Origin of the sequence: Mangrovibacter phragmitis (assembly GCF_040429585.1) — a bacterium.
In the GTDB taxonomy this organism is placed as follows: domain Bacteria; phylum Pseudomonadota; class Gammaproteobacteria; order Enterobacterales; family Enterobacteriaceae; genus Mangrovibacter; species Mangrovibacter phragmitis.
Genome location: NZ_CP134782.1, coordinates 2,195,093 through 2,219,133, shown reverse-complemented (window position 1 = coordinate 2,219,133; position 24,041 = coordinate 2,195,093). Strand labels below are relative to the sequence as shown.

25 protein-coding genes and 1 tRNA gene are annotated in these 24,041 nt (G+C 51.0%); 24 read left to right on the top strand and 2 right to left on the bottom strand.

Features of this window, described 5'->3' with window-relative positions:
• Positions 1-20 precede the first annotated feature (20 nt).
• From MPHASIOC01_RS10845 to MPHASIOC01_RS10745, 21 genes are all read left to right on the top strand, one after another.
• Positions 21-1,442, top strand: coding sequence for an MFS transporter (locus tag MPHASIOC01_RS10845; protein ID WP_353614592.1), 1,422 nt, complete (start codon positions 21-23; stop codon positions 1,440-1,442).
• Positions 1,443-1,508: 66 nt separating this feature from the next.
• Positions 1,509-2,201, top strand: a complete 693-nt coding sequence (gene ompL, locus MPHASIOC01_RS10840) for a porin OmpL (RefSeq protein WP_353614929.1) — start codon at positions 1,509-1,511, stop codon at positions 2,199-2,201.
• A gap of 411 nt (positions 2,202-2,612) precedes the next feature.
• Positions 2,613-3,965, top strand: a complete 1,353-nt coding sequence (locus MPHASIOC01_RS10835; RefSeq protein WP_353614591.1) for an S-type pyocin domain-containing protein — start codon at positions 2,613-2,615, stop codon at positions 3,963-3,965.
• A 335-nt stretch (positions 3,966-4,300) separates the two neighbouring features.
• A complete protein-coding gene (locus MPHASIOC01_RS10830; protein WP_353614590.1) occupies positions 4,301-4,768 on the top strand; it encodes a DUF6392 family protein in 468 nt (155 codons plus the stop codon).
• Between the two features lie 399 nt (positions 4,769-5,167).
• A complete protein-coding gene (locus tag MPHASIOC01_RS10825; protein ID WP_353614589.1) occupies positions 5,168-5,836 on the top strand; it encodes an S-type pyocin domain-containing protein in 669 nt (222 codons plus the stop codon).
• A gap of 1 nt (position 5,837) precedes the next feature.
• Positions 5,838-6,086 (top strand): bacteriocin immunity protein, encoded by a 249-nt coding sequence (locus tag MPHASIOC01_RS10820; protein ID WP_353614588.1) that lies wholly within the window; start codon positions 5,838-5,840, stop codon positions 6,084-6,086.
• A gap of 15 nt (positions 6,087-6,101) precedes the next feature.
• The gene (locus MPHASIOC01_RS10815) at positions 6,102-6,311 is read left to right on the top strand and encodes a hypothetical protein (protein ID WP_353615000.1); all 210 of its coding nucleotides are present in this window, start codon (positions 6,102-6,104) and stop codon (positions 6,309-6,311) included.
• Positions 6,311-6,508: a hypothetical protein gene (locus tag MPHASIOC01_RS10810; protein ID WP_353614999.1), complete on the top strand. Its 198-nt coding sequence runs from the start codon at positions 6,311-6,313 to the stop codon at positions 6,506-6,508. The genes MPHASIOC01_RS10815 and MPHASIOC01_RS10810 overlap by 1 nt, the downstream gene beginning before the upstream one ends.
• The gene (locus tag MPHASIOC01_RS10805; protein WP_353614587.1) at positions 6,435-6,725 is read left to right on the top strand and encodes an HNH endonuclease signature motif containing protein; all 291 of its coding nucleotides are present in this window, start codon (positions 6,435-6,437) and stop codon (positions 6,723-6,725) included. Before MPHASIOC01_RS10810 ends, MPHASIOC01_RS10805 begins: the two co-directional genes overlap by 74 nt.
• A 1-nt stretch (position 6,726) precedes the next feature.
• Complete coding sequence (locus MPHASIOC01_RS10800; protein ID WP_353614586.1) at positions 6,727-6,984, top strand: bacteriocin immunity protein; 258 nt, start codon at positions 6,727-6,729, stop codon at positions 6,982-6,984.
• A gap of 15 nt (positions 6,985-6,999) precedes the next feature.
• Positions 7,000-7,188 (top strand): hypothetical protein, encoded by a 189-nt coding sequence (locus MPHASIOC01_RS10795; protein WP_064594549.1) that lies wholly within the window; start codon positions 7,000-7,002, stop codon positions 7,186-7,188.
• A 202-nt stretch (positions 7,189-7,390) separates the two neighbouring features.
• Entirely contained in the window at positions 7,391-7,648 is a 258-nt protein-coding gene (locus MPHASIOC01_RS10790; protein WP_064594547.1) for a hypothetical protein, read from the top strand.
• On the top strand, positions 7,649-7,981 hold the full coding sequence (locus MPHASIOC01_RS10785; protein ID WP_353614585.1) for a type II toxin-antitoxin system PemK/MazF family toxin: 333 nt from the start codon (positions 7,649-7,651) through the stop codon (positions 7,979-7,981).
• Between the two features lie 245 nt (positions 7,982-8,226).
• Positions 8,227-8,607, top strand: coding sequence for a Tn7-like element transposition protein TnsE (locus MPHASIOC01_RS10780; protein WP_353614928.1), 381 nt, complete (start codon positions 8,227-8,229; stop codon positions 8,605-8,607).
• Positions 8,608-8,811: 204 nt separating this feature from the next.
• Positions 8,812-9,018 carry a helix-turn-helix domain-containing protein gene (locus MPHASIOC01_RS10775; protein ID WP_050084567.1) on the top strand — a complete coding sequence of 69 codons (207 nt, stop codon included), beginning with the start codon at positions 8,812-8,814 and terminating at the stop codon, positions 9,016-9,018.
• Positions 8,984-9,646, top strand: a complete 663-nt coding sequence (locus MPHASIOC01_RS10770; RefSeq protein ID WP_353614584.1) for a hypothetical protein — start codon at positions 8,984-8,986, stop codon at positions 9,644-9,646. The genes MPHASIOC01_RS10775 and MPHASIOC01_RS10770 overlap by 35 nt, the downstream gene beginning before the upstream one ends.
• Entirely contained in the window at positions 9,643-11,769 is a 2,127-nt protein-coding gene (locus MPHASIOC01_RS10765; RefSeq protein WP_110269036.1) for a class I SAM-dependent DNA methyltransferase, read from the top strand. The genes MPHASIOC01_RS10770 and MPHASIOC01_RS10765 overlap by 4 nt, the downstream gene beginning before the upstream one ends.
• Positions 11,766-13,049: a restriction endonuclease subunit S gene (locus tag MPHASIOC01_RS10760; protein ID WP_110269035.1), complete on the top strand. Its 1,284-nt coding sequence runs from the start codon at positions 11,766-11,768 to the stop codon at positions 13,047-13,049. Before MPHASIOC01_RS10765 ends, MPHASIOC01_RS10760 begins: the two co-directional genes overlap by 4 nt.
• Positions 13,046-14,464, top strand: coding sequence for an AAA family ATPase (locus tag MPHASIOC01_RS10755; protein WP_110269034.1), 1,419 nt, complete (start codon positions 13,046-13,048; stop codon positions 14,462-14,464). The genes MPHASIOC01_RS10760 and MPHASIOC01_RS10755 overlap by 4 nt, the downstream gene beginning before the upstream one ends.
• Positions 14,465-15,133, top strand: a complete 669-nt coding sequence (locus MPHASIOC01_RS10750) for a retron system putative HNH endonuclease (protein WP_353614583.1) — start codon at positions 14,465-14,467, stop codon at positions 15,131-15,133.
• Positions 15,130-18,156 (top strand): type I restriction endonuclease, encoded by a 3,027-nt coding sequence (locus tag MPHASIOC01_RS10745; RefSeq protein WP_353614582.1) that lies wholly within the window; start codon positions 15,130-15,132, stop codon positions 18,154-18,156. The genes MPHASIOC01_RS10750 and MPHASIOC01_RS10745 overlap by 4 nt, the downstream gene beginning before the upstream one ends.
• Positions 18,157-18,535: 379 nt before the next feature.
• On the opposite strand, the gene MPHASIOC01_RS10740 is transcribed toward MPHASIOC01_RS10745, so the two are convergent.
• Positions 18,536-18,611: transfer RNA gene (locus MPHASIOC01_RS10740), tRNA-Asn, on the bottom strand.
• Between the two features lie 208 nt (positions 18,612-18,819).
• Here MPHASIOC01_RS10740 and MPHASIOC01_RS10735 point away from each other — a divergent pair.
• The 3 genes from MPHASIOC01_RS10735 to MPHASIOC01_RS10725 all read left to right on the top strand — a co-directional run bounded on the left by MPHASIOC01_RS10735 (position 18,820) and on the right by MPHASIOC01_RS10725 (position 21,792).
• Positions 18,820-20,259 carry an EmmdR/YeeO family multidrug/toxin efflux MATE transporter gene (locus MPHASIOC01_RS10735; protein WP_064595500.1) on the top strand — a complete coding sequence of 480 codons (1,440 nt, stop codon included), beginning with the start codon at positions 18,820-18,822 and terminating at the stop codon, positions 20,257-20,259.
• 50 nt (positions 20,260-20,309) lie between these two features.
• Positions 20,310-20,714: a DUF1090 domain-containing protein gene (locus MPHASIOC01_RS10730; RefSeq protein ID WP_064594541.1), complete on the top strand. Its 405-nt coding sequence runs from the start codon at positions 20,310-20,312 to the stop codon at positions 20,712-20,714.
• Positions 20,715-20,940: 226 nt separating this feature from the next.
• The gene (locus MPHASIOC01_RS10725; RefSeq protein WP_353614581.1) at positions 20,941-21,792 is read left to right on the top strand and encodes a 5'-nucleotidase, lipoprotein e(P4) family; all 852 of its coding nucleotides are present in this window, start codon (positions 20,941-20,943) and stop codon (positions 21,790-21,792) included.
• A gap of 81 nt (positions 21,793-21,873) precedes the next feature.
• On the opposite strand, the gene MPHASIOC01_RS10720 is transcribed toward MPHASIOC01_RS10725, so the two are convergent.
• On the bottom strand, positions 21,874-24,021 hold the full coding sequence (locus MPHASIOC01_RS10720) for a TonB-dependent siderophore receptor (protein WP_353614580.1): 2,148 nt from the start codon (positions 24,019-24,021) through the stop codon (positions 21,874-21,876).
• Positions 24,022-24,041: the final 20 nt, after the last annotated feature.

Genomic DNA, 24,041 nt, shown 5'->3' with positions numbered 1-24,041 from the left:
GGGCGTTATGCGAGGCGATTATGTCCAATTATGATGCACTCACGTTAAAATTGAGTTTGCGGGAAAAATTTGCCTATGGAATGGGGGATTTTGGTTCAAATTTGATGCTGTGTATTGGCACCCTGTATTTATTGAAGTTCTATACAGATGAGCTTGGGATGCCCGCTTATTACGGAGGAATTATTTTTCTGGTTGCCAAGTTTTTTACTGCGGCCACAGATATGTTTACGGGGGTATTACTGGATTCCCGGCGCAATATCGGGGCAAAAGGAAAGTTCAGGCCGTTTATTTTATATGCCTCATTTCCTGTTGCACTGGTTGCCACTGCACAGTTTTTAGCCACAGAATTCCCGCTGGCGGTTAAAACGGTGCTGGCGACAGCTTTGTTTATGTTATTTGGCCTGTTTTACAGCCTGATGAACTGCTCTTATGGAGCGATGGTTCCGGCTATAACTAAAAATCCCCATGAGCGTGCGCAACTGGCCGCCTGGCGCCAGGGCGGTGCAACGCTGGGGCTGTTGCTGTGTACTGTTGCCTTTATCCCCATTAAATCACTGATTACCTGGTCGTCATCTGCGGGGTATTTACTGACAGCGCTGCTGTTTTCGTTGTGCGGGTTATTCAGTATGTGGTGGTGCTTTCGCGGTGTGAAAGAACGCTATATTCAGGTGTTGCCTGAAGGTCATAAACCGGGAATTCTGAAGTCCTTCTGCGCTATCTTTAATAATCCGCCACTGCTGGTACTGTGCATTGCTAATTTATGTACTCTGGCGGCATTTAATATCAAGCTGGCGATTCAGGTGTATTACACACAATATGTGCTGAATGATATCCATCTGCTGTCGTGGATGGGGTTTTTCAGCATGGGATGCATTCTGATTGGGGTGTTATTGGTGCCTGCCAGCGTCCGGCGTTTTGGTAAAAAACAGGTGTACCTTGGTGGCTTGTTTTTGTGGGCAGCAGGGGATTTGCTGAACTTCTTTTGGGGAAGCACTTCGGTGTTGTTTGTTACGTTTTCCTGTGTGGCTTTTTTCGGCACTGCATTTGTGAACAGCCTGAACTGGGCACTGGTGCCAGATACCGTGGAGTACGGTGAATGGAAAACAGGCATTCGCGCCGAAGGTTCGGTGTACACCGGGTATACCTTCTCGCGCAAAATTTCCGCGGCACTGGCTGGTTTCCTGCCCGGGATAATGCTTACCCAGATTGGTTATATTCCCAATATTGCCCAAAGCGGCGATACGTTAATGGGGTTACGTCAGCTCATGTTTATTTGGCCAGGTGGTCTGGCAGTGATTGCCGCGCTCACCATGAGCCTGTTTTATAAACTTAATGAACAACGCTTTGCCAGTATTATTGAAGAATTAAGCCAGAGAAAGAAATTCACCCAAGAGCAGGAAAAACTGAGCAGTAAAGAAAAAGTCTCTACCGTAAATATCTGATAATAACTGCCGCCATTACCATCCTGATGGGTGGCGGCTTTTTGTTCCTGAAATAATGAGAATATGATGAAAAAAATAAAATTAATGATGATATTATCCTCTGCAATATCAACCTCTTTTTATGCAGGTGCTTATGTAGAAAACAGAGAAGCGTATAACCTGGCTAATGACCAGCAAGAAATTATGCTACGGGTGGGTTATAACTTTGATATGGGTGCCGGTATTATGTTAACCAATACGTATAATTTACGGCGTAAAGATGAGTTAAAACATGGCTATAATGAAATAGAAGGGTGGTATCCGCTCTTTAGGCCTATGCCAGGGTTAACGGTCCAGCCCGGTGGGCTGGTTACGGATAAAAGTGTTGGCTCCAGTGGTGCGGTGTATCTGGATGTGAACTATAAGTTTACTCCCTGGTTTAACCTGACAGTGCGTAACAGGTATAACCATAATAACTATAGCTCGGTTGACTTAAATAATAAGCTGGCTAATAACGACACTTATGAAATTGGTAATTACTGGAATTTTATTATTACCGATAAATTTTCCTGGACTTTTGAACCCCACTACTTCATTCGGCTGAATGATTTTCATAGCAGTAATGGTAAGAACCACCACTGGGAAATCACTAATACCTTTAAATACCGGGTAAACCAGCACTGGTTACCCTATTTTGAACTACGCTGGCTGGACAGATATGCAGAGCCTTACCACAGAGAACAGAACCAGATTCGCCTTGGGGTAAAGTATTTTTTCTGATTGCATAAAACATTTCTATACCTTAATAAAATACAGCTACGTAGCTGATGCTGCCTGTGGCTGTATTACTGGTATTCAGCATATGCATAACAAGTTCTGGTGATAACTGGTTATTAGCTATTGTCGTTTTTAACTATGGTTAATTGCTCGGTATTTATATTTTTACAACCAAATAATTCCCGATGTTTGTTTACTGAAGTAAATAACGATAAATAATAAAACAGCATCATATATTATTATAAATAATCCAGTTTCATGACCTGTGTCACTTTAAAATAAAATAATAATTCAGTTAATATCCTGCCAGGACAAGTGTGTACAACAAGGGAAAGGAATGCGTCGTCAATATACCAGTGAACTTACCCCCGGTATTTGGTCAGGTCATGTTTTTAAAAACAGGAGAACGGACTAATGGGGGCGACGGGGTTTTACCTGCGGGTGGGCGATTCGACTACCTGCGGGGGAAAGATACTGACCGGGGATGAAACGCTGAGCTGGTATGGTGTGGCGGGGGCACGGGAAGGTGACCTTGTATCGTGCGGCCAGCATCCGGGAGTGTACAGAATTCTGGGTGGTACACCGGATTCATGGGACAACGGCAGAAGGCTGGCAGGAACACTGGACAGTGTAAGCTCCTGTCCGTGCGGTGCACGGTTTATACACACAATCCCGGATTGTTATATCAGAGATGATACGCCCGAAGAGCAGGCAGAAAAGGCACCATTGCCTGCGCCTGTTACTCAGCTGGAACAGCAGGAGACCGGGGAAAAACGACTGGCAGAAGAACGTGATCGTAATCGTGTCTTTGCCAAATCCTGCCTTCGGGGTGAGGGCTGTAATGATGCCGGTGAAGCGCCAGAGCCCCATATCAACTTTGGCGAAATGGCATTTTATCAGTCCGTTCCTCCTGCCGAACCCGCATCAGATACGGATGTTCCTCAATATGCTCAGACTGCCAGGAAAAAGAAACCTGGTGAAGATATTCCAAAGCCGAAGCAGCGAAGCGCCCTGTATAAATGGCTGAACGGTAACCATGAGGAAATGGATTATCATGCAGCGGTAGCCGCAGCAACAAGTGCTGCTAATGCTGAGGCGGCTGTTAAAGGTGCCAGCGTTTTTGGGCTGGTAGGTGGAAGAGCCATTACGCCAGGAACGTGGGCAGTAAAACTGGGTGAGATGGCAGGCGGGGCCGGAAGAATAGCCGCCAGCGGCCCCGGTGCGCCCGTCGCCGCAGTCGTGATGGGAATGATGCCCGGCAGGCTCAATGATGGTGAACAGGACTTCATTGACCGGATGCGTCTGGAACAGATGCGTGAAGCACCAACACGGGTGCGTTATACATGGGAACAGGATGATAAAGGCAATCCGGTTCCTCATGGCTGGCATACACCACCCGGCAAAGACAGGGTGCGTGTGCGTAAAATGGAGTGGGACAGCAACCGAAAGGCGTATACGTTCACCACAGAGGAAGAGCCGCGTATTACGATTATCTGGACGCCAGACAGTTCAGGAGTCAATGTTCCGTCAAATACAGGCAACCAGAGCCCGGTAAGGATACCAAACCCGGTTATTGTTGAACCGCTGCCGGAAAATACCCGTATTGAGGCGACAACCACTCCGGCACCGGAAGAAAAGACATTTGCGGATTATATTCTTATCCTGCCAGTATCGGATATTCCGCCGATTTATATATATCTGAGCAAGCCACCTGTTGAGTTTTTAGAGGTGGAACCCTACGATGATTTTAATAACCGTTCGCGGTAAGGGGAATATCATGCGGATCATATTCCATCAAGAGCGGCTGTAGAGCTGTATCTTGAGAGAGAATATCCCGAGTTAGATTCTGATCAAATTAAAGCATTATCAGGTAAAGTTGCTGCTGTCATAGTTCCTGCGGAAGTTCATCAGAAAATTAGTGCAACTTATGGAGGACGTAATCAGACACAAAAGGAATATGATTCCTATGACCTTCGAACAGCAGCAGATAAAGATTTTGATATTGAAACACCAGCGTTAAAAGAGCATGGCGCTACAGACACACAGTTAAAAGAAGCGAGAGCTAAAATACATAAGATTAATAATGAACTGGGGTTATACAAATGACAGTAAATGTAGAGAGTTTAATTCGCTGCCTGGGGGAAACTTATGAAAACATACTTGATGCAGGGATTCTTCCATACAGAACAAAACCGACAGGTGCTCCGGGATCCCCTAATTTAGGTTTAGAAATGGCCAGGGAAGGCATTTTTTTATCATTCAAACGTACAGGTAGAATTCTCAAAAGTATTACGTTAAGAATCCAGCATGGTCCGATTAAAAATTGGGTTTTTCCGAATGAACTTCCATCGCCATTGCAAAAAAATATGACTCGTCAATGGGTGCATGATACTTTTGGTGAACCAGATAAGTCTGTTCCCCCGAAAACCGTAATGAAAATATCAATGGGATGGGTTGATAGGTTTGCTGTTGAAGATTTTCATATCCCAATAACAATGCAAATTCGTTACGACATGCAAGATAAAGTTGAAGCCATAACTTTCCTCCCAACTTCAGATCTTCGTTGGTAGCTTTTACTCTTCTTCTAAAAGCAGCACGGCAAATCCAGGGTGCTGCTTCATTCCTTGTCCCTTCGAACATTCAGCCAGATGAGTGAAGAAACGATAACTTCATAAATGCCATAAACAGAATGTGTCGCCAGGTCTCTAATTTTCTTAACTTAATAACAAACAACGATTTTAAGTCAAATTACAAATCGGTTAGTATTGCATCAGTTTAACCACAAATATGACAAGGAAAAGAAATGCGTCGTCAATATACCAGTGAACTTCCCTCCGGTATTTCGTCAGGTCATGTTTTTAAGAACAGGAGAACGGACTAATGGGGGCGACGGGGGTTTTACCTGCGGGTGGGCGATTCGACTACCTGCGGGGGAAAGATACTGACCGGGGATGAAACGATGAGCTGGTATGATGTGGCGGGGGCACGGGAAGGCGTATACGTTCACCACAGAGGAAGCTCCGCGTATTACGATTATCTGGACGCCAGACAGTTCAGGAGTCAATGTTCCGTCAAATACAGGCAACCAGAACCCGGTAAGGATACCAAACCCGGTTATTGTTGAACCGCTGCCGGAAAATACCCGTATTGAGGCGACAACCACTCCGGCACCGGAAGAAAAGACATTTGCGGATTATATTCTTATCCTGCCAGTATCGGATATTCCGCCGATTTATATATATCTGCGAAACAGTGCTGGAAAGGTAACGGGGAAAGGCCAGAAAGTTAGCGGTATTTGGTTGTCGGATGCGAATACAGGAAATGGCTCCCCGGTTCCAACCCAGATTGCTGACAGGCTGCGTGGGCGAACGTTTGCGAATTTTGACCAGTTCCGTAAAGCGTTTTGGTTAGAAGTCTCAAAAGCCCCTGAGCTATCAAGACAATTTAAACGAGGCAACGCCGGTAATATCAAGGTTGGTAAGGCCCCAGCACCGAGAGAAAGTGAGCAGGTCGGAGGAAAGGTAAAATATGATATTCATCATATTAAACCAATAATTGAAGGTGGTGAAGTTTATAATGTTGATAATATGGGCATAGTGACTCCGAAACGTCATATTGATATTCACAGAGGCGGATAATATGAAAAAAATTAGTGATTATACAGAGGATGAGTTTTTAGATTTTGTCCGTAAGTTATTTGATGTCGGTGGCACTACAGAAGCTGAAGATATCCAAAACATCCTTGAGTTTAAACGATTGACTGAACATCCTGATGGTTCAGATCTCATTTACTACCCTCGAGAAGATCGTGAAGATAGCCCTGAAGGCGTTGTTCAAGAAGTCAAAGAATGGCGTCAGAAGAATGGGAAGCCGGGCTTTAAAAATTAGCTTCATGTTACATAGATGATATATCAGCGGACAACGGCTGCAGCAACAAGTGCTGCTAATGCTCAGGCGGCTGTTAAAGGTGCCAGCGTTCTTGGGCTGGTAGGTGGAAGAGCCATTACGCCAGGAACATGGGCGGTAAAACTGGGTGAGATGGCAGGCGGGGCCGGAAGAATAGCCGCCAGAATAGCCGCCAGCGGCCCAGTGGGCCCATCGCTGCAGTCGTGATGGGAATGATGCCCGGCAGACTCAATGACGGTGAACAGGACTTTATTGACCGTATGCGTCTGGAACAGATGCGTGAAGCGCCAGGCCGTGTGCGTTATACGTGGGAAAGCGACAGTAACGGTAATGTGGTTCCTCATGGCTGGCATACACCACCCGGCAAAGACAGGGTGCGTGTTAGAGGTTTCAAAAGCCTCTGAGGTATCAAGCCAGTTCCGGGGGAGTAACAAAATTCATATACGCAATGGAAACTCTCCTTTCACACGAGAACAGGATCGTGCCGGAGGAAGAGAGCGCTATGAAATCCATCATATTATTCCAATAAGTAAAGGTGGGGATGTTTATAATGTCGATAATATGGGCATAACTTCACCTAAACGGCATATTGATATTCATTCAGTGAGGCAAAGTAAATAATATGGGTGATAAAAAATTATTATCTGATTATACAGAAAGTGAATTTTTAGATTTGGTTCGTAAAATTTATAATGCTGAAGGGCCAACAGAAGAGGACGATAATCGCCGAGTCAGGGAGTTTAGGCGACTTGCTGAACATCCATCAGGCTCCGACCTTATCTTCTACCCAGAGGATGGGAAAGATGATAGCCCTGAAGGCGTTGTTCAAGAAGTCAAAGAATGGCGTCAAAGGAATGGGAAGCCGGGCTTTAAAAATTAGCTTCATGTTACATAGATGATATATCAGCGGGCAACGGGTGCAGCAACAAGTGCTGCTAATGCTCAGGTGGCTGTTAAAGGTGCCAGCGTTCTTGGGCTGGTAGGGGGAAGAGCCATTACGCCAGGAACATGGGCGGTAAAACTGGGTGAGATGGCAGGCGGGGCCGGAAGCCGCCTCGCATTCCGTTTATCCTATCCGCCATAATCCATTGAACCGCAAAAACAGTTTTCTATTATCAGCCTTCTTAGTTACGCACTTCGTTCCCACCTGTACCTGTACCGTCCTTCGATGGATAACGGCTTTCTGCACACTTCATTACGAAAAGGAAATTACCATGAATCTGGTGAATAATAGCGCACCTCCCGCCATAAATGTTATATTAAAATATAATATTCGGAGGTGCACTATGTATAAAACTCGCCTGAAAAAGGTCGGCGGATCCATCATGCTTGCGGTTCCACCCGCCGTGCTGAAAACGCTGGAGCTATCGACGGACAGCGAAGTCGGCATGACCATTAATAATGGCTGCCTGATTATTGAACCCCAGAAACGGCCTCATTATTCGCTTGAGGAGCTGCTGGCACAGTGCGATCCGCACGCTGAAATGAGCGAAGAGGAGAGGGAATGGATTGATGCGCCTGCGGTAGGCAAGGAGATCCTGTAAATGGACAGAGGGGAAATCTGGCTTGTTTCACTGGATCCGATTGCTGGCCATGAGCAAAGTGGAAAATGTCCGGTACTCATCGTATCGAAGGCGTCGTTTAACAAGCTGGCCCGGCTACCGGTAGTGGTTCCCGTCACCAGCGGCGGAAACTTTGCACGTACAGCGGGTTTCACCGTTTCACTGGATGGGGCGGGGACAAAAACAACGGGCGTTATTCGCTGCGACCAGCCCAGAACCATTGATATGGCTGCCCGGAACGGCATGCGGCTGGAACGCATACCTGGCGCCGTTGTAAATGAGGTGCTTGCCAGGCTGGATGCAATTCTGAGTTAACATCAGGGACGCACAAAAGCAAAAAGCCTGCTCGTAAGCAGGCTTCTTAAATTTGGCTCCTCTGACTGGGATCGCCTTTGCCAGTAACTGGCTAATAAATAAGCTAAATCAGGATCGCTTTCCTGTCAAGACCACCAGAATGACCACCAACAGTTGCTGGTTACTAAAAGCCGGTTTAAATACTTCGCTTCATGGGTTGATCGTTCTACGACGTTCTCTGCAAAGGAAGGGTCGCTTGAACGAGCATAAAAAAGTCTGATCTATGCGAGATTGTTTCCAAAGATAGATGTGAATCGCCTCGGGCTATTAAAGCCGTCAGGATCCGTTATAAAGCAACGGAGGCTGTACTACTGGAAGTCGATACTTCTGATGGAATTAAGATGCTTTCAACCAAAGTGCTATTTGGCTCTGAACTGCAGGATTGGATTGACCAGTTCCTGCAGATCCGCAAGGGCGTTGTCGCAAAATCAATTAGCTGGCCAAATGAGTTATTAGATTGCCTGTTTGGTGAGCTTAACCACATTGGCATCAACCATCCGAAGCATCAGAGGGCTGAGGCTGGGAATATTCCATTAGAGTCTATTGAAAGCTGGGCGTTGAGGTTTGTCCAATGCATAGTGAGCTAATTTGGCTTTTTAAAACTACAAATTGCCCCCAGTTGAATCGAACAGACTTTTTAGGTGCGATTTGACCTTTCCCCAAATTAAAGACTATTACCTTGAATAGCCATTCCGCTAACCTTGGCCATTTCAGGATGGCCGCTACTCCGACTGTCTGGTAGACTGATGGCGATTTAAAACGACTTTAATCCCTCTGTGAGCGCTAATGCCATGAACTCTGAACCGTGGGTCACTGCAATTGATGTCGCTCGGCATCTGGGCGTGGTGAAAGACACCGTGTATCGCTGGCGAGAGCGCAAAGGTTTGCCTGCGCACAAGATTGGGCGGTTGTGGAAATTCCAGCTCTCCGAGGTGGACGAGTGGGTGCGTGCTGGCGGCGCCGATGAAAACACAGAATACAGGAGCGAACAAAAATGAATTCAGCATGGGAATCTCTCGCGTGAGCCTACAAGGACAGCTCCTAGACCAGAAGCACTTGCGGGCACTGACCAGCATGACGACAGACTGGAATGAAATAGCTAAGGATTGCATTGCTTTTACGAATGCAACCGGCGGTCTTCTGCTTCTTGGCATGGAGAATGGTCAAAGCACACCACCGACCGACCAACATATCTCGTCAGGCTGGCTAGATACAGTGCGACGAAAATTGGCCGAGCGTACCGTTAACGTATCCGTTTTGCCTGATGTTGTTACCGCCCCGAATGGCGGCCGGTACATCGAATTACGCATTCCGAGCGCCATGGCAGTAGCGTCCACCACCGATGTCCGGTGCTTCCCTCGCGTTGCAGACCAAAGCAAGCCAGTCACCGGTGATGACGTGATGCGGCTGGCCAGTGAGCGTGGCACATTGCCTTGGGAAACACAGACTATTTTGCATATCCCGCGCAGTGACGTGGATGTCATCATCGGTGATAGCCGAGCGATAGTATCTGTGCGATACGCCTACGCAGGCCAAATAAATCAAAGTCTTATATCGACCACCTCCAGTACTGGTCGGTCGATAGAGGCAAAACAGAATCCATCGAACTCCAGGACGCATCCATGAGTGCCAACTTCCAACAACTTGCCAACTTCATTTGGTCTGTCGCCGATCTGCTGCGCGGCCCTTACCGCCCACCACAATACGAGCGCGTGATGCTACCGCTCACCGTATTGCGCCGCTTTGATGCTGTTCTGGCTCCTAGCAAGGATGCCGTGCTCAAGCGCTATACCGAACTGAGCAGCAAGGGCATTGCCAACATCGACGCCATCCTCAACAACTTGGCCAAAGATGAAGATGGCACGCCGCTGGGCTTCCACAACCACAGTCAGCTCGACTTCTACAAGCTCAAGGGCGACCCGGACAACATCGGTCGGCACCTGGCCGACTACATCGCGGGCTTTTCCGAAAATATCCGAAAGATTTTCGAGCGCTTCGAATTCGACAAAGAAATCGAGAAGCTCGAAGAGTCCAACCGCCTGTATCAGGTGGTCTCTCAGTTCGCGGAGATCGACCTGCACCCGCGTAACGTCGACAATATCACCATGGGTTTGGTGTTTGAGGACCTGATCCGGCGCTTTAACGAAGCCGCCAATGAAACGGCTGGTGATCACTTCACCCCGCGCGAAGTCATCCAACTGATGGTCAACCTGTTGCTGGAGCCCGACACCAGCGTGCTCACCCAGGCAGGTGTCATCGTTACCATCTGCGACCCTGCTTGCGGCACCGGCGGTATGCTGGCCGAGGCGCAGAACTGGATTCGCGCCCACAACGATCAAGCCACGGTTAAGGTCTTTGGACAGGACTACAACCCACGCTCTTACGCAGTGGCCGCTTCCGACCTCTTGATCAAGGGCCACAAGGATGGCCAAGTAGTACTGGGTAACACCCTCATCGACGACCCGTTTCCCGACCATCGCTTCGACTACCTGTTAGCCAACCCGCCCTTCGGCGTGGACTGGAAAGCCGAGAAGAAGATCATCGACCGCTGGCCCAATTTCCGTGGCTACAGCGGCAAGCTGCCTCGCATCAACGACGGCGCCCTGCTGTTCCTGCTCTACATGATGAGCAAGTTCCAGGACTACAAGGCCGGTGACCGCAACAAGCCCGGCTCGCGCGCCGCCGTCGTGTTCAACGGCTCGCCGCTGTTCACCGGCGGCGCTGGCAGCGGCGAGAGCGAGATCCGTCGTTGGATCATTGAGCATGACATGCTCGAAGCCATCGTCGCCCTGCCCGAACAGATGTTCTACAACACCGGCATCGGCACCTTCATTTGGGTGGTCAGCAACCGCAAGGTCGAACACCGCAGAGGCAAGATCCAGCTCATCGACGCCCGCGAGCGCTACACGCCGATGAAGCGCAGCCTGGGCGACAAGCGCCGCTACGTCGACCAAGCGGCGCTTGATGACGTCACGCGCGAACACGGCGCCATGGAGAACAGCAAGACCAGCCGCGTGTTCGACAACACCGACTTCGGCTACCGCCGCATCACCGTGCTGCGTCCACTGCGACTGCGCTTTAAGATCACCGATGAGGCTCGCGAGCGCTTCCTCAATACCTGCCCCGAACTGTACGACGCCCTGCAGGCCGTGCAGGACACACTCGGCAGCGAACCACTATTGGACTGGAACGACACTTGGGACACCGTGCAGCGGGTTTTCAAAGACCTGCCCAACGACGTCGAAGGCTGGGCCAAGGGGGCTAAGGGTTCGGCACAAAAGAAAATCTTTCGCGACTGCTTCACCGTGGCGGATCCCGAAGCCGCGCCGGTGATTGCCAAGCGCCACAAAAAGGGCGATGTTACCATCGGTACGGATTTGTTCCCGCGCCAGTCGCTTCCGACGATGAGTTCCGGCGAGCTGTATGCGCTGCTCGGGCTGCACACCGAGGGCAAAGCCCTGGTGGAATACGAACCCGACCCGGCACTCAAGGATACGGAGAACATTCCACTGAAGGAGGACATCATCAGCTACGTGCTGCGCGAGGTGCGCCCCTACGTGGCCGATGCTTGGATCGACCGCGAGGCGCTGGATGAGCAGGACGGTGGCATTGGCAAAGTCGGCTACGAGATCAATTTCAACCGTGTGTTCTTTCAGTATCTGCGGCCACGCCCCCTGCGCGATATTGATGCCGAGCTGGCGGAGGTGGAAAAGCGGATCTTGGGTTTACTGGGTGAGGTGACGGAGTGAATCCAATCAGCATTGCAACCTCTCTGCCAAGCCACTGGCGTGAAGTAAGATTTAGATACATTGCAGCTACATCCAAGGGGCGATTACCTGCAAAGGAAGAGGAGGATGTTACTGTCGATGTTCTCCCTTATCTGTCAATGGAGTATTTACGTGGTGATACGGAAGCTTCCCAATATGTGCCTGCACAGGGAATGCTTACTGCAGAGGATAACGATGTTTTATTACTATGGGATGGTTCAAATGCGGGAGAGTTTCTGAAAGCTAAACATGGTGCTGTTTCCTCCACTACCTCACTCGTCACACCTCTGCAGTTTGATCGGCAGTTTCTTTTTTGGATTTGTAAAGCCGTTGAGCCTGTTCTGAAGACATTTACAAATGGCATGGGAATACCACATGTTGATGGCGAATTCCTAAAAAACTTGAAATTGCCATGTCCAACTAATCCTGATGAGCAAAGTCGAATCGCTATCTACCTAGACCGAGAAATAGTCCGCATCGACGGGCTGATCGCTGAAAAAGAACGCATGCTGGCGCTGCTAGAAGAAAAGCGCGCCGCCCTCATCAGCCGTGTTGTCACTCGTGGCCTCGAGCCCAATGTCCCGCTCAATCCATCCGGTCAGGAATGGCTGGGCGAGATTCCGGCGCATTGGGGACTACAGCGCATTAAATATGTCATTATCTCAATAGATCAAGGCAGTTCGCCAATTGCAGCCAACACGCCGGCAGGGCCAGACGAGTTGGGAGTGTTGAAGCTAAGCGCCGTTTCAAAAGGTCGATTCAAGCGGGAGGAGAACAAGGCGCTGCGCGGAACCGATGAAGAAGAGCAACTACTTTCGCTACGCAAAGGAGATGTACTCATAACACGGGGCAACACACCGGAGCTCGTGGCTGACGTCGCATGCGTCCCCTATGCCGAGCCAAACCTGTTGCTCCCAGACCTTATCTACAGGCTCCGGGTTCACGAGAAGAAAATTCTTCCTGAGTACCTGACATCGTTCCTAACGACAGCAGCAGCGCGCGTTCAGATTCGTCGCGACGCAAGAGGTTCAAGTGGAACAATGGTCAAGGTATCGCAAGGCCACGTTTTGGATTGGCTTACACCTCTTCCTCCACTCAACGAACAAGTTGAGATCGTGGAGTGCCTTGAGCGCGCCGAAGAGCGATTTCAGTCAATCACGAGGGAGGTCTCTTCTTCTTTATCTTTACTCTTGGAGCGTCGCACCGCGCTGATTACTGCCGCCGTTACTGGGCAGATTCCGCCGGAGGAAATAACATCATGAAACTACATAGCTTAGGGTTGACCAGCTTCCGAGGTTTTGATCGGCTTGACATTGATTTTGACGAGCGGTTGACCGTAATTGCCGGTGTCAATGGTGTTGGCAAATCAACTATTTTACAGGCCATTGCGATAGCATATTCCCACTCCTTACCAGATTTTACAGTTTCGCGAGAGAAAGCACTTCCGGTACTTGATGCCGATATCCAGCAAGGAAAGTCCACCTGCATCATTGAAATAGGAAGTAGTGACTTAGGAGCTGCATACTTGATCACCTTCCTGTCCAAGGAAAGCCTTGATAAGAGTGAAAAGCTGACTCTTGAGCATAAGCAAGCCCAGATGAAGAAGGATCTGGCTCTTCTGGAAAAGGGGACGCCTGATTACAAAAACCTAAAAAACGAGATCACTTGGATAGACAAGCGACTAGAAGGAAATTTTGAGAAGCGTCTGAACTGGTTGTTTACCGACACTCATGAAACAGAAGCAAGGCTGAAACGCTACTTAAAAAGCAGCCCGACACAACCACTGGTTGTCTATTACTCAACACACCGCTTGCTTTCAAGGCTTCCGCCAAAACTTCAAGGCACATTGCCTTTTAAGCAGGGGGCGGCATTCTCAAAATCGCTGACGCAACTTGAGATATCGCTGAACGAATTTGCCAAGTGGCAACGTGCCATATTCTCGACCCGCGTGCTTCGAAAAGAAGCTGTGCAGTATGGGGAACGGATTTTGAAGCTGCTTCAGGAAGCTATTTCTAGCCTCATGCCCCAGATCAAGGAATTCTGGTTTCATGAAGAAAACCCACCTCGTTACTCCGTCGTGAAAGATGCGACGATAGATGAACAGGCCCGCGGTAAAAAAGCGAGAAAGCAGTTATTTTTGGAGCAATTATCCGACGGCGAACGTGGATTGATTGCTTTGGTTTTTGACCTAACCCGCCGTCTTGCTGTCGCCAATCCTAATCTCTCAAACCCAATAGCAGAAGGTGAGGCGTTGGTGCTGATCGACGAGATCGAGCTGCACCTGCATCCGAGGTGGCAACGCGAGGTGCTGCAACGTCTTCGCGACACCTTCAAGGCTTGCCAGTTTGTTGTGACCACTCATTCGCCACTAGTGTTGGGGGAGGTGCCTGCAGGCTGCGTACGCTTCCTCGAAATTGTGGATGGCAAAGTGAGTGTTACCGTTCCCACTGAGGCCTATGGCATGGATGCCAATCGTATCCTGCAAGAGCTCATGGGCGCACCGGTGCGCAACCGTGAGGTGGAGGGGAAGTTGAATGCCCTCTTCGAGCTGATCGACCAGGAGCGTTTCGACGAAGCCCGTGCCGCTATTGCGGCTCTTGAACAAAAGCTCGGCGAGGATGAACCCGAGTTAACCCGGGCCAGTTCGCTGATCCACTTTCTGGAAGGTTCAGATTAGATGCGGACCATTTACAAAGGATCAGAGCCGCCCTGTTTGACAAGACATCGGCAACAACCACACGCGAACTATGACAATTACACCAACAGTGTAGATGCCAATACGGGCGCGAAAGTACTGAATACAGGCAAAGACGCATTGCGACAGGCGTTGGTGACGGAACAGCGGGGGCTGTGTTGTTACTGCCAGTCCAGAATCCGCGCTAACGAAGATGAGATGAAAATTGAGCACTGGCAGAGCCAGACTGGCTTTCCCGCACGTCAATTAGACTACAGCAACCTGCTAGGCGCTTGTCTCGGCGGGCAGGGCCGCCCTGCGCGCGAGCAACATTGTGACACGCGAAAGGGCAATAACGTGCTGTGCTTCAGCGTATGCGACCCGGCGCATCCCATTGAGCGAAAGATCAAGTTCTTGGGGGATGGGCGAATCGAGTCTGACGACGTAGCAATGAACGATGCCTTGAATGACGTGCTAAACCTAAACTGGTACCGTCTCGTAAATAACCGTAAAGCTGTACTTGATGCGTTTAAGCTGCGGCTAGGAAAAGGGACTCTTAACGCTGTACAAGAACTCAAGAAATGGGATGGCACTCAAGCTGGGGATCTTCCTGAATTCGCGCAGGTGATGGTGTTCTGGTTGCAAAAGAGAATCTCTAGGGGGGGCGCATGAAATCCACGAGTGAAGCCGCATTTGAAACCGCCATAGAGGCGGTCTTGCTGGGCGAGGGTTACTCCCGGCTCGACACCAAAGGCTTTAACCGCGAGCGCGCGATCTTCCCCGATGAGGCGCTGGCCTTCATCCGTGTTACCCAAACCAAGGTGTGGGAAAAGCTGGAAGTCCTGCACGGTGAGCAAACCGGTACGCGCGTTCTGGAGTCTCTGTGCAAATGGCTCGATACTCATGGTGCGCTGGCCACGTTGCGCCACGGCTTCAAGTGTTTCGGCAAGACGCTGCGAATTGCCTTTTTCCGCCCGGCCCACGGCCTGAATCCTGAGCTGGAGGCGCGCTACCAGGCCAATCGGCTGGGGCTGACCCGCCAATTGCATTTCAGCCCGAAGTCGGGAAAGTCGCTGGATGTGGTGTTGTCGGTCAACGGTATTCCGGTGGTTACGCTGGAGCTCAAGAACCCTTTGACCGGCCAGACGGTGGCGAACGCCCTCCACCAGTACCGCCACGACCGCGATCCGCGTGAACCCATCTTCGAGTTCACCAAGCGTACCTTGGTGCATTTTGCAGTGGATACGGAAGAAGCGCACATGACCACTCGCTTGGCCGGGACCTCCACCTATTTCCTGCCGTTCAATCGGGGTTTTAATGGCGGTGTGGGCAACCCGCCCGACCGGGACGATCGCAACTACAAAACAGCGTATTTGTGGGAAGAGGTTCTACAGCGCGACAGTTTGCTTGATCTACTTGCCCGCTTTTTGCATCTGAACATTGAAGAAAAAACTACAAACGATGGAAAAAAGGTACGTAAGGAAAACCTGATCTTTCCACGCTATCACCAGTTGCAAGCGGTGCGTGAGATGGTTTCGGCTGCAGCTACCGAGGGGATTGGACATAACTACCTAGTCGAGCACTCGGCCGGCAGCGGTAAGAGCAACACCATTGCCTGGCTGGCGCATCGCCTTTCCAGCTTGCACAATGCACGCGACGAGCGGCTGTTCGACACTGTGGTCGTCATCACCGACCGCGTGGTGCTGGATCGACAATTGCAGAACACCATCTACCAGTTTGACCACCGCCAAGGTGTGGTGCAGAAAATCGACGAAGATTCGCGCCAGCTCGCAGAGGCGCTTGAAGATGGCGTGCCGATCATTATCACCACGCTGCAGAAGTTCCCGTTTGTGTCGGCCCAACTTGCGAAGTTGAGCGAGGAGCGCGGTGAAGGCGGCAATAGTCATCTACCAACGCGCAAGTACGCGGTGATTATCGACGAGGCGCACAGCTCACAGTCAGGCGAGATAGCAACCGAACTTAAGGGCGTGCTGGGCGGTGCCGAGCTGCGCTGCAAGGCGCAAGAGATGGCCGAGGAGGAAGGCGAAGTCGAACTGGAGCGACTGTTTCGCTCCATGGCCAAGAGGGGCCATCAACCGAACATGAGTTTCTTCGCCTTCACCGCCACGCCCAAGCACAAGACGCTGGCGATCTTCGGCCGCAACGGAGAGCCCTTCCACTGTTACACCATGCGCCAAGCAATTGAGGAGGGTTTCATCGAGGACGTGCTCAAGAGCTACGTTACCTACAAGACCTACTACAAGCTGATCAAGAAGGCTGAGGAAGACCCCAACGTCGAACGCAAGAAAGCCGCCAAGGCGCTAGCGCGCTTTATGCGCCTGCATCCGCACAACATCGGCCAGAAAACTGAGGTGATGGTTGAACACTTTCAGCATTTCACTCGACACAAGATAGGCGGGCATGCCAAGGCGATGGTGGTGACTGGGTCAAGGCTGGAGGCCGTGCGCTATAAGCAGGAGTTCGACCGCTACATCCGGGAGAAGGGCTATCCGATCAAAAGCCTGGTAGCATTCTCAGGCGCAGTGGAGGACGACAAGACTCCGGAGAAGTCGTACACAGAGGTCGAGATGAATGGCGGCCTAAAAGAGAAAGAGCTGCCCGACACCTTCGCCAAGCCGGATTTCCGCGTTCTGCTGGTGGCCGAGAAATACCAGACCGGCTTCGATCAGCCGTTGCTGCACACTATGTATGTGGACAAGCGCTTGGCAGGCATTCAGGCGGTGCAGACTTTGTCACGCTTGAACCGTACTCATCCGCTTAAGGACGACACATTCGTGCTCGACTTCGTCAATGAGCCCGGCGAGATCCAGGAGGCTTTCCGCCAGTACTACGATGGCTCAGTGATGGGTGAGCAAGTCGATCCCGACAAGCTCTACGAGGTGAAAGCCGAGCTAGATGCGTCAGGCGTGTATCTGCAGACCGAGGTGGCCGAGTTCACGCGCGTGTTCTTCGCGCCAAAGCGCCGCCAAAGCCCCGGCGACCACAAGGCGATGAACGCGATTCTCGATCAGGCAGTCGCGCGCTTCGTGCAGTTTCAGAACACGGAGGAGGCGGAAGCTGAGCTGTGGCGCGGCAAACTACAAGCCTTTCGTAATCTCTACAGTTTTTTGAGTCAGGTGATCCCCTATCAAGACAGCGATTTGGAAAAGCTCTTTACGTACCTACGGCACCTCGCGTTGAAGCTGCCTAAGCGCAAGAGTGGACCGGGATATCAATTTGATGAGGAGATCGAGCTCGACTATTATCGATTGCAGAAGATCAGCGAAGGCTCGATCAGCCTCAATGAGGGTTATGCTAAACCGCTGGATGGCCCGCGTGAGGTTGGGTCTGGAATGGTGCGCGAGGAACATGTTTCGCTGTCGCGCCTCATCGATATCATCAATCATCGTTTTGGGGGCGAACTAAACGAAGCAGATCAACTGTTCTTCGATCAGATCGCCGAGGCGGCCAGCCGAAGCGAAGCTCTGCAGAAGGCGGCCGAGGTTAACTCCCTCGACAAGTTCCAACTGGTTTTCAGGCAGGTGCTAGAGTCCCTCTTCATCGAGCGCATTGAATTGAACGAGGAGTTGTTCACCGACTACATGGGCAAGCCGGAGATGCAGGAGTTGGTATCGAAATGGCTTGGTAATCAAGTCTACGAGCGGCTTTCTGCTGCGAAGAAGGCGGGGCCGTAATGGGCATGGTTTCGTTCCGCTGGTGGCCAGCATTCAGGAATTTCCGGACAGTTGGTCGCTTGCCCGCGACAGTGCTCATAATCTCGGGCATCGAGCCTTGCTTCGAATGTGGGATAAAAGGCTGCGCGGATGCAGAGTCATGGGTTATCGAATAGCACAAACACAAGAAATAGGAAAAGTTTAGAATTATTTTGTTTCTTTTCCCGTATTAGTAAACTCCTGACCCCGAATATGACCACCAAATTCTCCCGATGTGGAGGGTAAACTGAAAATGCATCGGGAAGACTTTTCACGCTAATCTTTTGAATCTAAATAACATAAAGATTCGCAAAAAAACAAAAAGCCCGCTTAAGTTTCCTTAAGCGGGCTTCTCTAAATTTGGCTCCTCTGACTGGACTCGAACCAGTGACATACGGATTAACAGTCCGCCGTTCTACCGACTGAACTACAGAGGAATCGTGTGGAGGCAATCATAGCGGCGAAAAAACAATTGTCAAACCTAAATCGCCAAATCCACGCTAAGTGGCGATTATCTCAGCAGCTCGCTGGATTATCAGACAAATAAACCTGAAAATCCTTTGCAGGAATATGAATACTCCCTCATCATTTAAAACTGGGTTTCAACATTTTGTTTGTGAGTCCAATTTGAAAGTACTTTCCGCAATGAACCACCGCGTGAGGGCAACTCACTGGTACCGTAATCGTAAGAGTTATCGCGTTTTGTTTTGGCGGGAAGTTACGCCGCTCGCTATCCCCATTTTGATTGAAAATACCTGTGTACTGATGATGGGTGTGCTGAGCACATTCCTGGTCAGTTGGCTGGGTAAAGAAGCGATGGCAGGCGTGGGCCTGGCAGACAGCTTCAACATGGTTATCCTGGCGTTTTTTGCTGCGGTGGATCTCGGTACCACGGTGGTGGTGGCCTTCAGCCTGGGTAAACGCGACCGGAAACGCGCACGGGCTGCGGCACGCCAGTCATTGGTGTTAATGACCATTATTGCGGTGCTGATGGCAGCGGTGATTCACCTTATGGGCGAACACATAATTAATGTGATTGCCGGTGAAGCCGCACCTTCGGTGAAAGCGCTCGCACTGACCTATTTGCAACTTACCGCCTGGAGTTATCCGGCCGCAGCCATCGCCCTGATAGGCAGTGGCGCATTGCGTGGAGCAGGCAACACCAAAATACCGCTGTTGATCAATGGCGGTATGAATATCCTGAATATTATTATCAGTAGCTTGCTGATTTACGGCTGTTTTTCCTGGCACGGGTTGGGCTTTATTGGTGCCGGGCTGGGGCTGAGCATTTCCCGTTATATTGGTGCCTTCGCCATTATTTGGGTGCTGATGGTGGGGTTCACTCCGGCCATTCGTATTCGCCTGAAGAGTTATTTCAAACCGCTGAATTTTGGCATTCTGGTGGAAGTTCTGGGGATTGGTATTCCGGCCAGTATCGAGTCTGTCCTGTTTAATGGCGGCAAGTTGCTAACTCAGGTCTTTGTCGCCGGGATGGGCACAGATGTCATTGCCGGTAACTTTATTGCTTTTTCTGTTGCCGGGATTATTAACCTGCCGGGTAACGCCCTGGGGTCTGCTTCCACTATTATTGTCGGTAAACGTCTGGGTAAAGGCCAGATAGGGCAGGCAGAGCGCCAGTTGCGCCATGTGTTCTGGCTGGCCACCGTCGGGCTGACCATTATTGCCTGGGGTAGTGCGCCATTTGCCGGGTTACTGGCATCGTTCTACACCCATGAACAGGATGTAAAAGATGTGGTGAAAATACTGCTCTGGCTGAATGCGGCGTTTATGCCGGTCTGGGCTGCGTCCTGGGTGTTGCCTGCGGGCCTGAAAGGGGCGCGTGATGCCCGCTTTGCTATGTGGATTTCTATGTTCAGCATGTGGGGCGCCAGGGTTGTGGTGGGCTACGTGCTGGGCGTTGTGCTTGGATTCGGTGTGGTTGGTGTCTGGTTGGGGATGTTCTTCGACTGGTGTGTACGCGCTGTTTGTTTCTACTGGCGTATGGCGAGTGGCAAATGGTTGTGGAAATACCCAAGGCCACCGAAGCAGGCGATTGAACAACAGCCTGCGGAACAGACTCAGTAAACCGTTGCCAATGAGTGGCCGGTAAATGCAGTAACTATCAGGAGATGATGATGAGTAACAAAACCACCAGGTGGGTAACCGCAATAATGCTGGCTGTTCCTGTTCTTGCGGCCTCAGGGCTGGCGCAGGCCGCAACCAGCCAGCTTACCGGTTGTGCCGCGAAGCAGCACGAAATTGAACAGCAACTAACTCATGCCAGGGAGCAGGGTAATGCCGGGCGGGTAAGCGGCCTTAAAGAAGCGCTGCAAAATGTGCAAGACCACTGTACAGACGACGGCCTGCTGAAAAGCCGCCAGGTGAAAGTACAGGAAAAAGAGCGTGAGGTAAAAGAACGTACTCACGAACTGAAAGAAGCACAGGCTTCCGGCCAGAAAGACAAAATAGAAAAACGCCAGCGCAAACTGGCCCAGGCGCAGGCTGAACTGGCCGAAGCCCGTGCAGAACTCACGAAGTAACTCCGCTTTCCAGGTAACCCACAACTCCCGTGTCAGGAAACTGTCATAGGGGTTGTGCTGTTTGCCACCACACCGGAATAAATGCTTACTGATTTTTCAGGATTTTCTGCACAACACACTGGCTTTCCTGGCTCAGATTGCTAACGTTAACTGCGCGCAGTTTTAAACTGCGCTCCCGAAACTTAACGTGCTTTCTCGTGGCGAAAATAAGGATAAAGGTAGCCCCATGAAAAAACCGATTTTGCAGGGTATTGGCGCGGCCATCATTCTGGCTTTAGCCGGGTGCGCCGCACCACAGCAAGGTGCTCAACAGCAGTCAACCCAGTCACAACAATCCATGCAGCAACAGGCTCAGCAGCAACTGGCCGGGCAGTCTGTACTGGCGGTGAACTGGTTCCAGCAGTCTGGTGAATACCAGGCGCTGGCGTGGCAGGCTTTTAACAGTGCGCGCCTGGCATTTGATGCCTCGGCCCATAAAGTGAAAGGCCGCCGGGCAGTCATTGTCGACCTGGATGAAACCATGCTGGATAACAGCGCATATAGCGCGTGGCAGGCCAAACACGGGCAGCCTTTTAGTGATAAAACCTGGTCTGCATGGACTCAGGCAAAACAGGCAGTGGCTGTACCTGGCGCGGTGCAGTTTGCCCGTTACGTGAACAGCCATGGCGGTACGATGTTCTATATTTCCAACCGTGATGCCAAAGACAGCGCGGCGACCAAAGCCAATCTTGAAGCGCTGGGTTTCCCGGGTGTCAATGACAAAACCCTGTTGCTGAAAACAGACAGCTCGAACAAACAGGCACGCTTCGACAGCGTAAAAGCCAGTGGCTACCATGTGGTGTTATATATTGGCGACAATCTCAATGACTTTGGGGCGGCGACATACCACAAAGACAACGCGGCTCGTCGCCAGTTTGTCAGTGATAACCATGCCCGCTTTGGCACCGAGCTGATTGTGTTGCCGAACCCGTTGTATGGCGACTGGGAAAGTGGCATGGCTCCGGGCTATTTTAAACTGACACCAGAGCAAAAATTGCAGGTACGCGAAAATAACCTGCGCGCCTGGTCCGGGCAGTAATTCCCCGCATAATGATTAACAGGCCCGGCGCACTTCTGGCGCGCCGGGCCTGTTTTATGTTGATTACACAGTTGTTAGTTGTCAGAACTGGTAGCTGGCACCCACCTGCCAGGTGCGGTCCCGGCCAATCCAGCAATAGTTGGCGTCATAGCAGGTCCAGGTGAGTTTATTGGTCAGGTTCTGGCCGCTGGCTTTCAGCGTCAGCCCCGCCAGAGACGGGCTGATAACGCCCATATCGTAACTTACCGCCATATCGTACTGTGTATTACCACCCAGCGCCGGGAGGCTGTTATCCGGAGTTGTTTCTGTTTTACCGGTATAACGCGCGCCGGCACCAATCATCAGCCCATTCAGGCTACCGGAACTGAAGTGGTAATCGGCCCACAGGTTGGCGGCATGCTCAGGAACCTGGGTCGGGCGTTTTCCCTGGTAGAGCGCATCTTTGGTGTTTTCTGCGTCGGTCCAGGCGTAATTTGCCACCAGGTTGATGTTATCTGTTGGGCGGCTGATAGCGCTTAATTCAACCCCTTTCGACGTTATCTCCCCGGTTTGCCAGTAATTCAACTGGTAATCGGCAGTGTAGGTGTTGTCGGTAGTCACTACGTTTTTTTGCCGGATACGGAAAACAGACGCGGTCAGTGTGGTGGCATAGTCTGCTATCTGGTACTTCACACCGCCTTCCAGTTGCTCGCTGGTGGTGGGTTTAACTTGCTGTGCGGTAAGTGTACCCTGCGGTGAAACCGGCAAAAACCCTTCGGAGTAACTGACGTAAGGCGCAATACCATTGTCGAACTGGTACAGCGCGCCCAGGCGTTTGGTGACACGCTGCTGGCTCACCCAGCTTTTGCTGTCGTTATCCAGATTATTGGTAGTGGTGGAGTGATAGTTGTCGTAGCGAATGCTGGCGACCAGGTTCAGCCCGCCGAATACCACCTGGTCCTGTAAATACCAGCCCTGCTGGTAAAAACTCAGGCGCTGCTTCGTGGCGGTATACAAACCCAGGTTGTTGCTGGTTACCTGGCTGTAATCCGGGTGTTGCATGTCGATACCCGGGTTCACGGTCCCATAGCGGTATCTCATATGGGAGTTCAGGTGCTGGTAGTCGAACCCGGCTAACAGGTGGTGCTGCCAGTCGCCCCAGTGGGCAGTTTTGCTCACCTGGTTGTCCACATTGAAGCTGTCCAGGTCTTCATCGGTGGTGTAACCAAAGCGGGAAAGCTGAGTATTACTGGCCCCGATGCCGGTGGAGTAAATACTGCGCTGGTGGGTATCCACACTGAAATAACGCGCTTTTTGTACCATGCCCCAGCCGTTATCAAACTGGTGTTCAAAGGTGTAACCCAGCATGCCTTCACGTTGTTTAAACCCATTCCAGTGGTCGCCCGCAAAATCCCGGCGCGAGGCATAGCCACTGCGCAGGTAAGCCAGTGGTAACGGGTTGGATGGGGTCAGGCTGGGCTGGTTCTGGTATAGCGCCTGAACCGTCAGCCGGGTCTGGCCGGAAGGCTGCCAGGTGGCAGAAGGCGCAATCAGGTAGCTTTCGTGTTTGGTGGTGCGGGCCTGGTCATCGCCTTCACTGGCTTTGCCAATTAACCGGTATGCCCAGTCGCTGTTGGCAATTTGCCCGGTGGAATCCAGCCAGCCTTCTTTTAAATTCCGGTTGCCAGTATTAAAGCCAATTTCGTTGTGAGGTGTTTTCTCGGGCATTTTGCTCTGAATATTCACCAGCCCGCCGGGAGAAGCATTGCCATATAACACCGAAGATGGTCCTTTAAGGATCTGAACCTGTTCCATAAGAATGGGGTCGATATTCGCTTTGGTGTTGCCACTCACGTTATAGGGCAGTTGCAGCCCGTCGAGGTATTCATGTTCTGCATTAAAACCACGGATTTTATATTCGCTCATATAGGTGGTGGCACCGCGCATTTCGGTTGAAACCCCGGCGGCATAGCGCAGCACTTCATTGAGCGACTGCGGGTGGCGCTGCGCCATTTCACTGTGGCTGATGGTATCTATGGTTTGTGGTGTGCGGTTTTCCGGTAGTGCTGATTTGGTGGCGCTGTTGATGTAAGGCGCCACGCTGTTACTACTCTCACCATGTGTGGCGCTGACAACGATAGTGCTTTCCTGGGAACCTGCCGCTGTGGTGGCAGCCTGTGCGCCGGGGAAAAAACTGGTGGCAATACTGCCAGCCAGTAAAGAAAAAGAGAATGTCCCTGACCTTGCCATGTATCTGAACCTGTCCTGAA

What these genes read in the sequence shown, in the direction of transcription:
- MPHASIOC01_RS10845 (WP_353614592.1), top strand. Translation starts at nt 21, where the DNA reads ATGTCCAATTATGATGCACTCACGTTAAAATTGAGTTTGCGGGAAAAA.
- ompL (WP_353614929.1), top strand. Translation starts at nt 1,509, where the DNA reads ATGAAAAAAATAAAATTAATGATGATATTATCCTCTGCAATATCAACC.
- MPHASIOC01_RS10835 (WP_353614591.1), top strand. Translation starts at nt 2,613, where the DNA reads ATGGGGGCGACGGGGTTTTACCTGCGGGTGGGCGATTCGACTACCTGC.
- MPHASIOC01_RS10830 (WP_353614590.1), top strand. Translation starts at nt 4,301, where the DNA reads ATGACAGTAAATGTAGAGAGTTTAATTCGCTGCCTGGGGGAAACTTAT.
- MPHASIOC01_RS10825 (WP_353614589.1), top strand. Translation starts at nt 5,168, where the DNA reads ATGATGTGGCGGGGGCACGGGAAGGCGTATACGTTCACCACAGAGGAA.
- MPHASIOC01_RS10820 (WP_353614588.1), top strand. Translation starts at nt 5,838, where the DNA reads ATGAAAAAAATTAGTGATTATACAGAGGATGAGTTTTTAGATTTTGTC.
- MPHASIOC01_RS10815 (WP_353615000.1), top strand. Translation starts at nt 6,102, where the DNA reads ATGATATATCAGCGGACAACGGCTGCAGCAACAAGTGCTGCTAATGCT.
- MPHASIOC01_RS10810 (WP_353614999.1), top strand. Translation starts at nt 6,311, where the DNA reads ATGGGAATGATGCCCGGCAGACTCAATGACGGTGAACAGGACTTTATT.
- MPHASIOC01_RS10805 (WP_353614587.1), top strand. Translation starts at nt 6,435, where the DNA reads ATGTGGTTCCTCATGGCTGGCATACACCACCCGGCAAAGACAGGGTGC.
- MPHASIOC01_RS10800 (WP_353614586.1), top strand. Translation starts at nt 6,727, where the DNA reads ATGGGTGATAAAAAATTATTATCTGATTATACAGAAAGTGAATTTTTA.
- MPHASIOC01_RS10795 (WP_064594549.1), top strand. Translation starts at nt 7,000, where the DNA reads ATGATATATCAGCGGGCAACGGGTGCAGCAACAAGTGCTGCTAATGCT.
- MPHASIOC01_RS10790 (WP_064594547.1), top strand. Translation starts at nt 7,391, where the DNA reads ATGTATAAAACTCGCCTGAAAAAGGTCGGCGGATCCATCATGCTTGCG.
- MPHASIOC01_RS10785 (WP_353614585.1), top strand. Translation starts at nt 7,649, where the DNA reads ATGGACAGAGGGGAAATCTGGCTTGTTTCACTGGATCCGATTGCTGGC.
- MPHASIOC01_RS10775 (WP_050084567.1), top strand. Translation starts at nt 8,812, where the DNA reads ATGAACTCTGAACCGTGGGTCACTGCAATTGATGTCGCTCGGCATCTG.
- MPHASIOC01_RS10770 (WP_353614584.1), top strand. Translation starts at nt 8,984, where the DNA reads ATGAAAACACAGAATACAGGAGCGAACAAAAATGAATTCAGCATGGGA.
- MPHASIOC01_RS10765 (WP_110269036.1), top strand. Translation starts at nt 9,643, where the DNA reads ATGAGTGCCAACTTCCAACAACTTGCCAACTTCATTTGGTCTGTCGCC.
- MPHASIOC01_RS10755 (WP_110269034.1), top strand. Translation starts at nt 13,046, where the DNA reads ATGAAACTACATAGCTTAGGGTTGACCAGCTTCCGAGGTTTTGATCGG.
- MPHASIOC01_RS10750 (WP_353614583.1), top strand. Translation starts at nt 14,465, where the DNA reads ATGCGGACCATTTACAAAGGATCAGAGCCGCCCTGTTTGACAAGACAT.
- MPHASIOC01_RS10745 (WP_353614582.1), top strand. Translation starts at nt 15,130, where the DNA reads ATGAAATCCACGAGTGAAGCCGCATTTGAAACCGCCATAGAGGCGGTC.
- MPHASIOC01_RS10735 (WP_064595500.1), top strand. Translation starts at nt 18,820, where the DNA reads ATGAACCACCGCGTGAGGGCAACTCACTGGTACCGTAATCGTAAGAGT.
- MPHASIOC01_RS10730 (WP_064594541.1), top strand. Translation starts at nt 20,310, where the DNA reads ATGAGTAACAAAACCACCAGGTGGGTAACCGCAATAATGCTGGCTGTT.
- MPHASIOC01_RS10725 (WP_353614581.1), top strand. Translation starts at nt 20,941, where the DNA reads ATGAAAAAACCGATTTTGCAGGGTATTGGCGCGGCCATCATTCTGGCT.
- MPHASIOC01_RS10720 (WP_353614580.1), bottom strand. Translation starts at nt 24,021, where the DNA reads ATGGCAAGGTCAGGGACATTCTCTTTTTCTTTACTGGCTGGCAGTATT.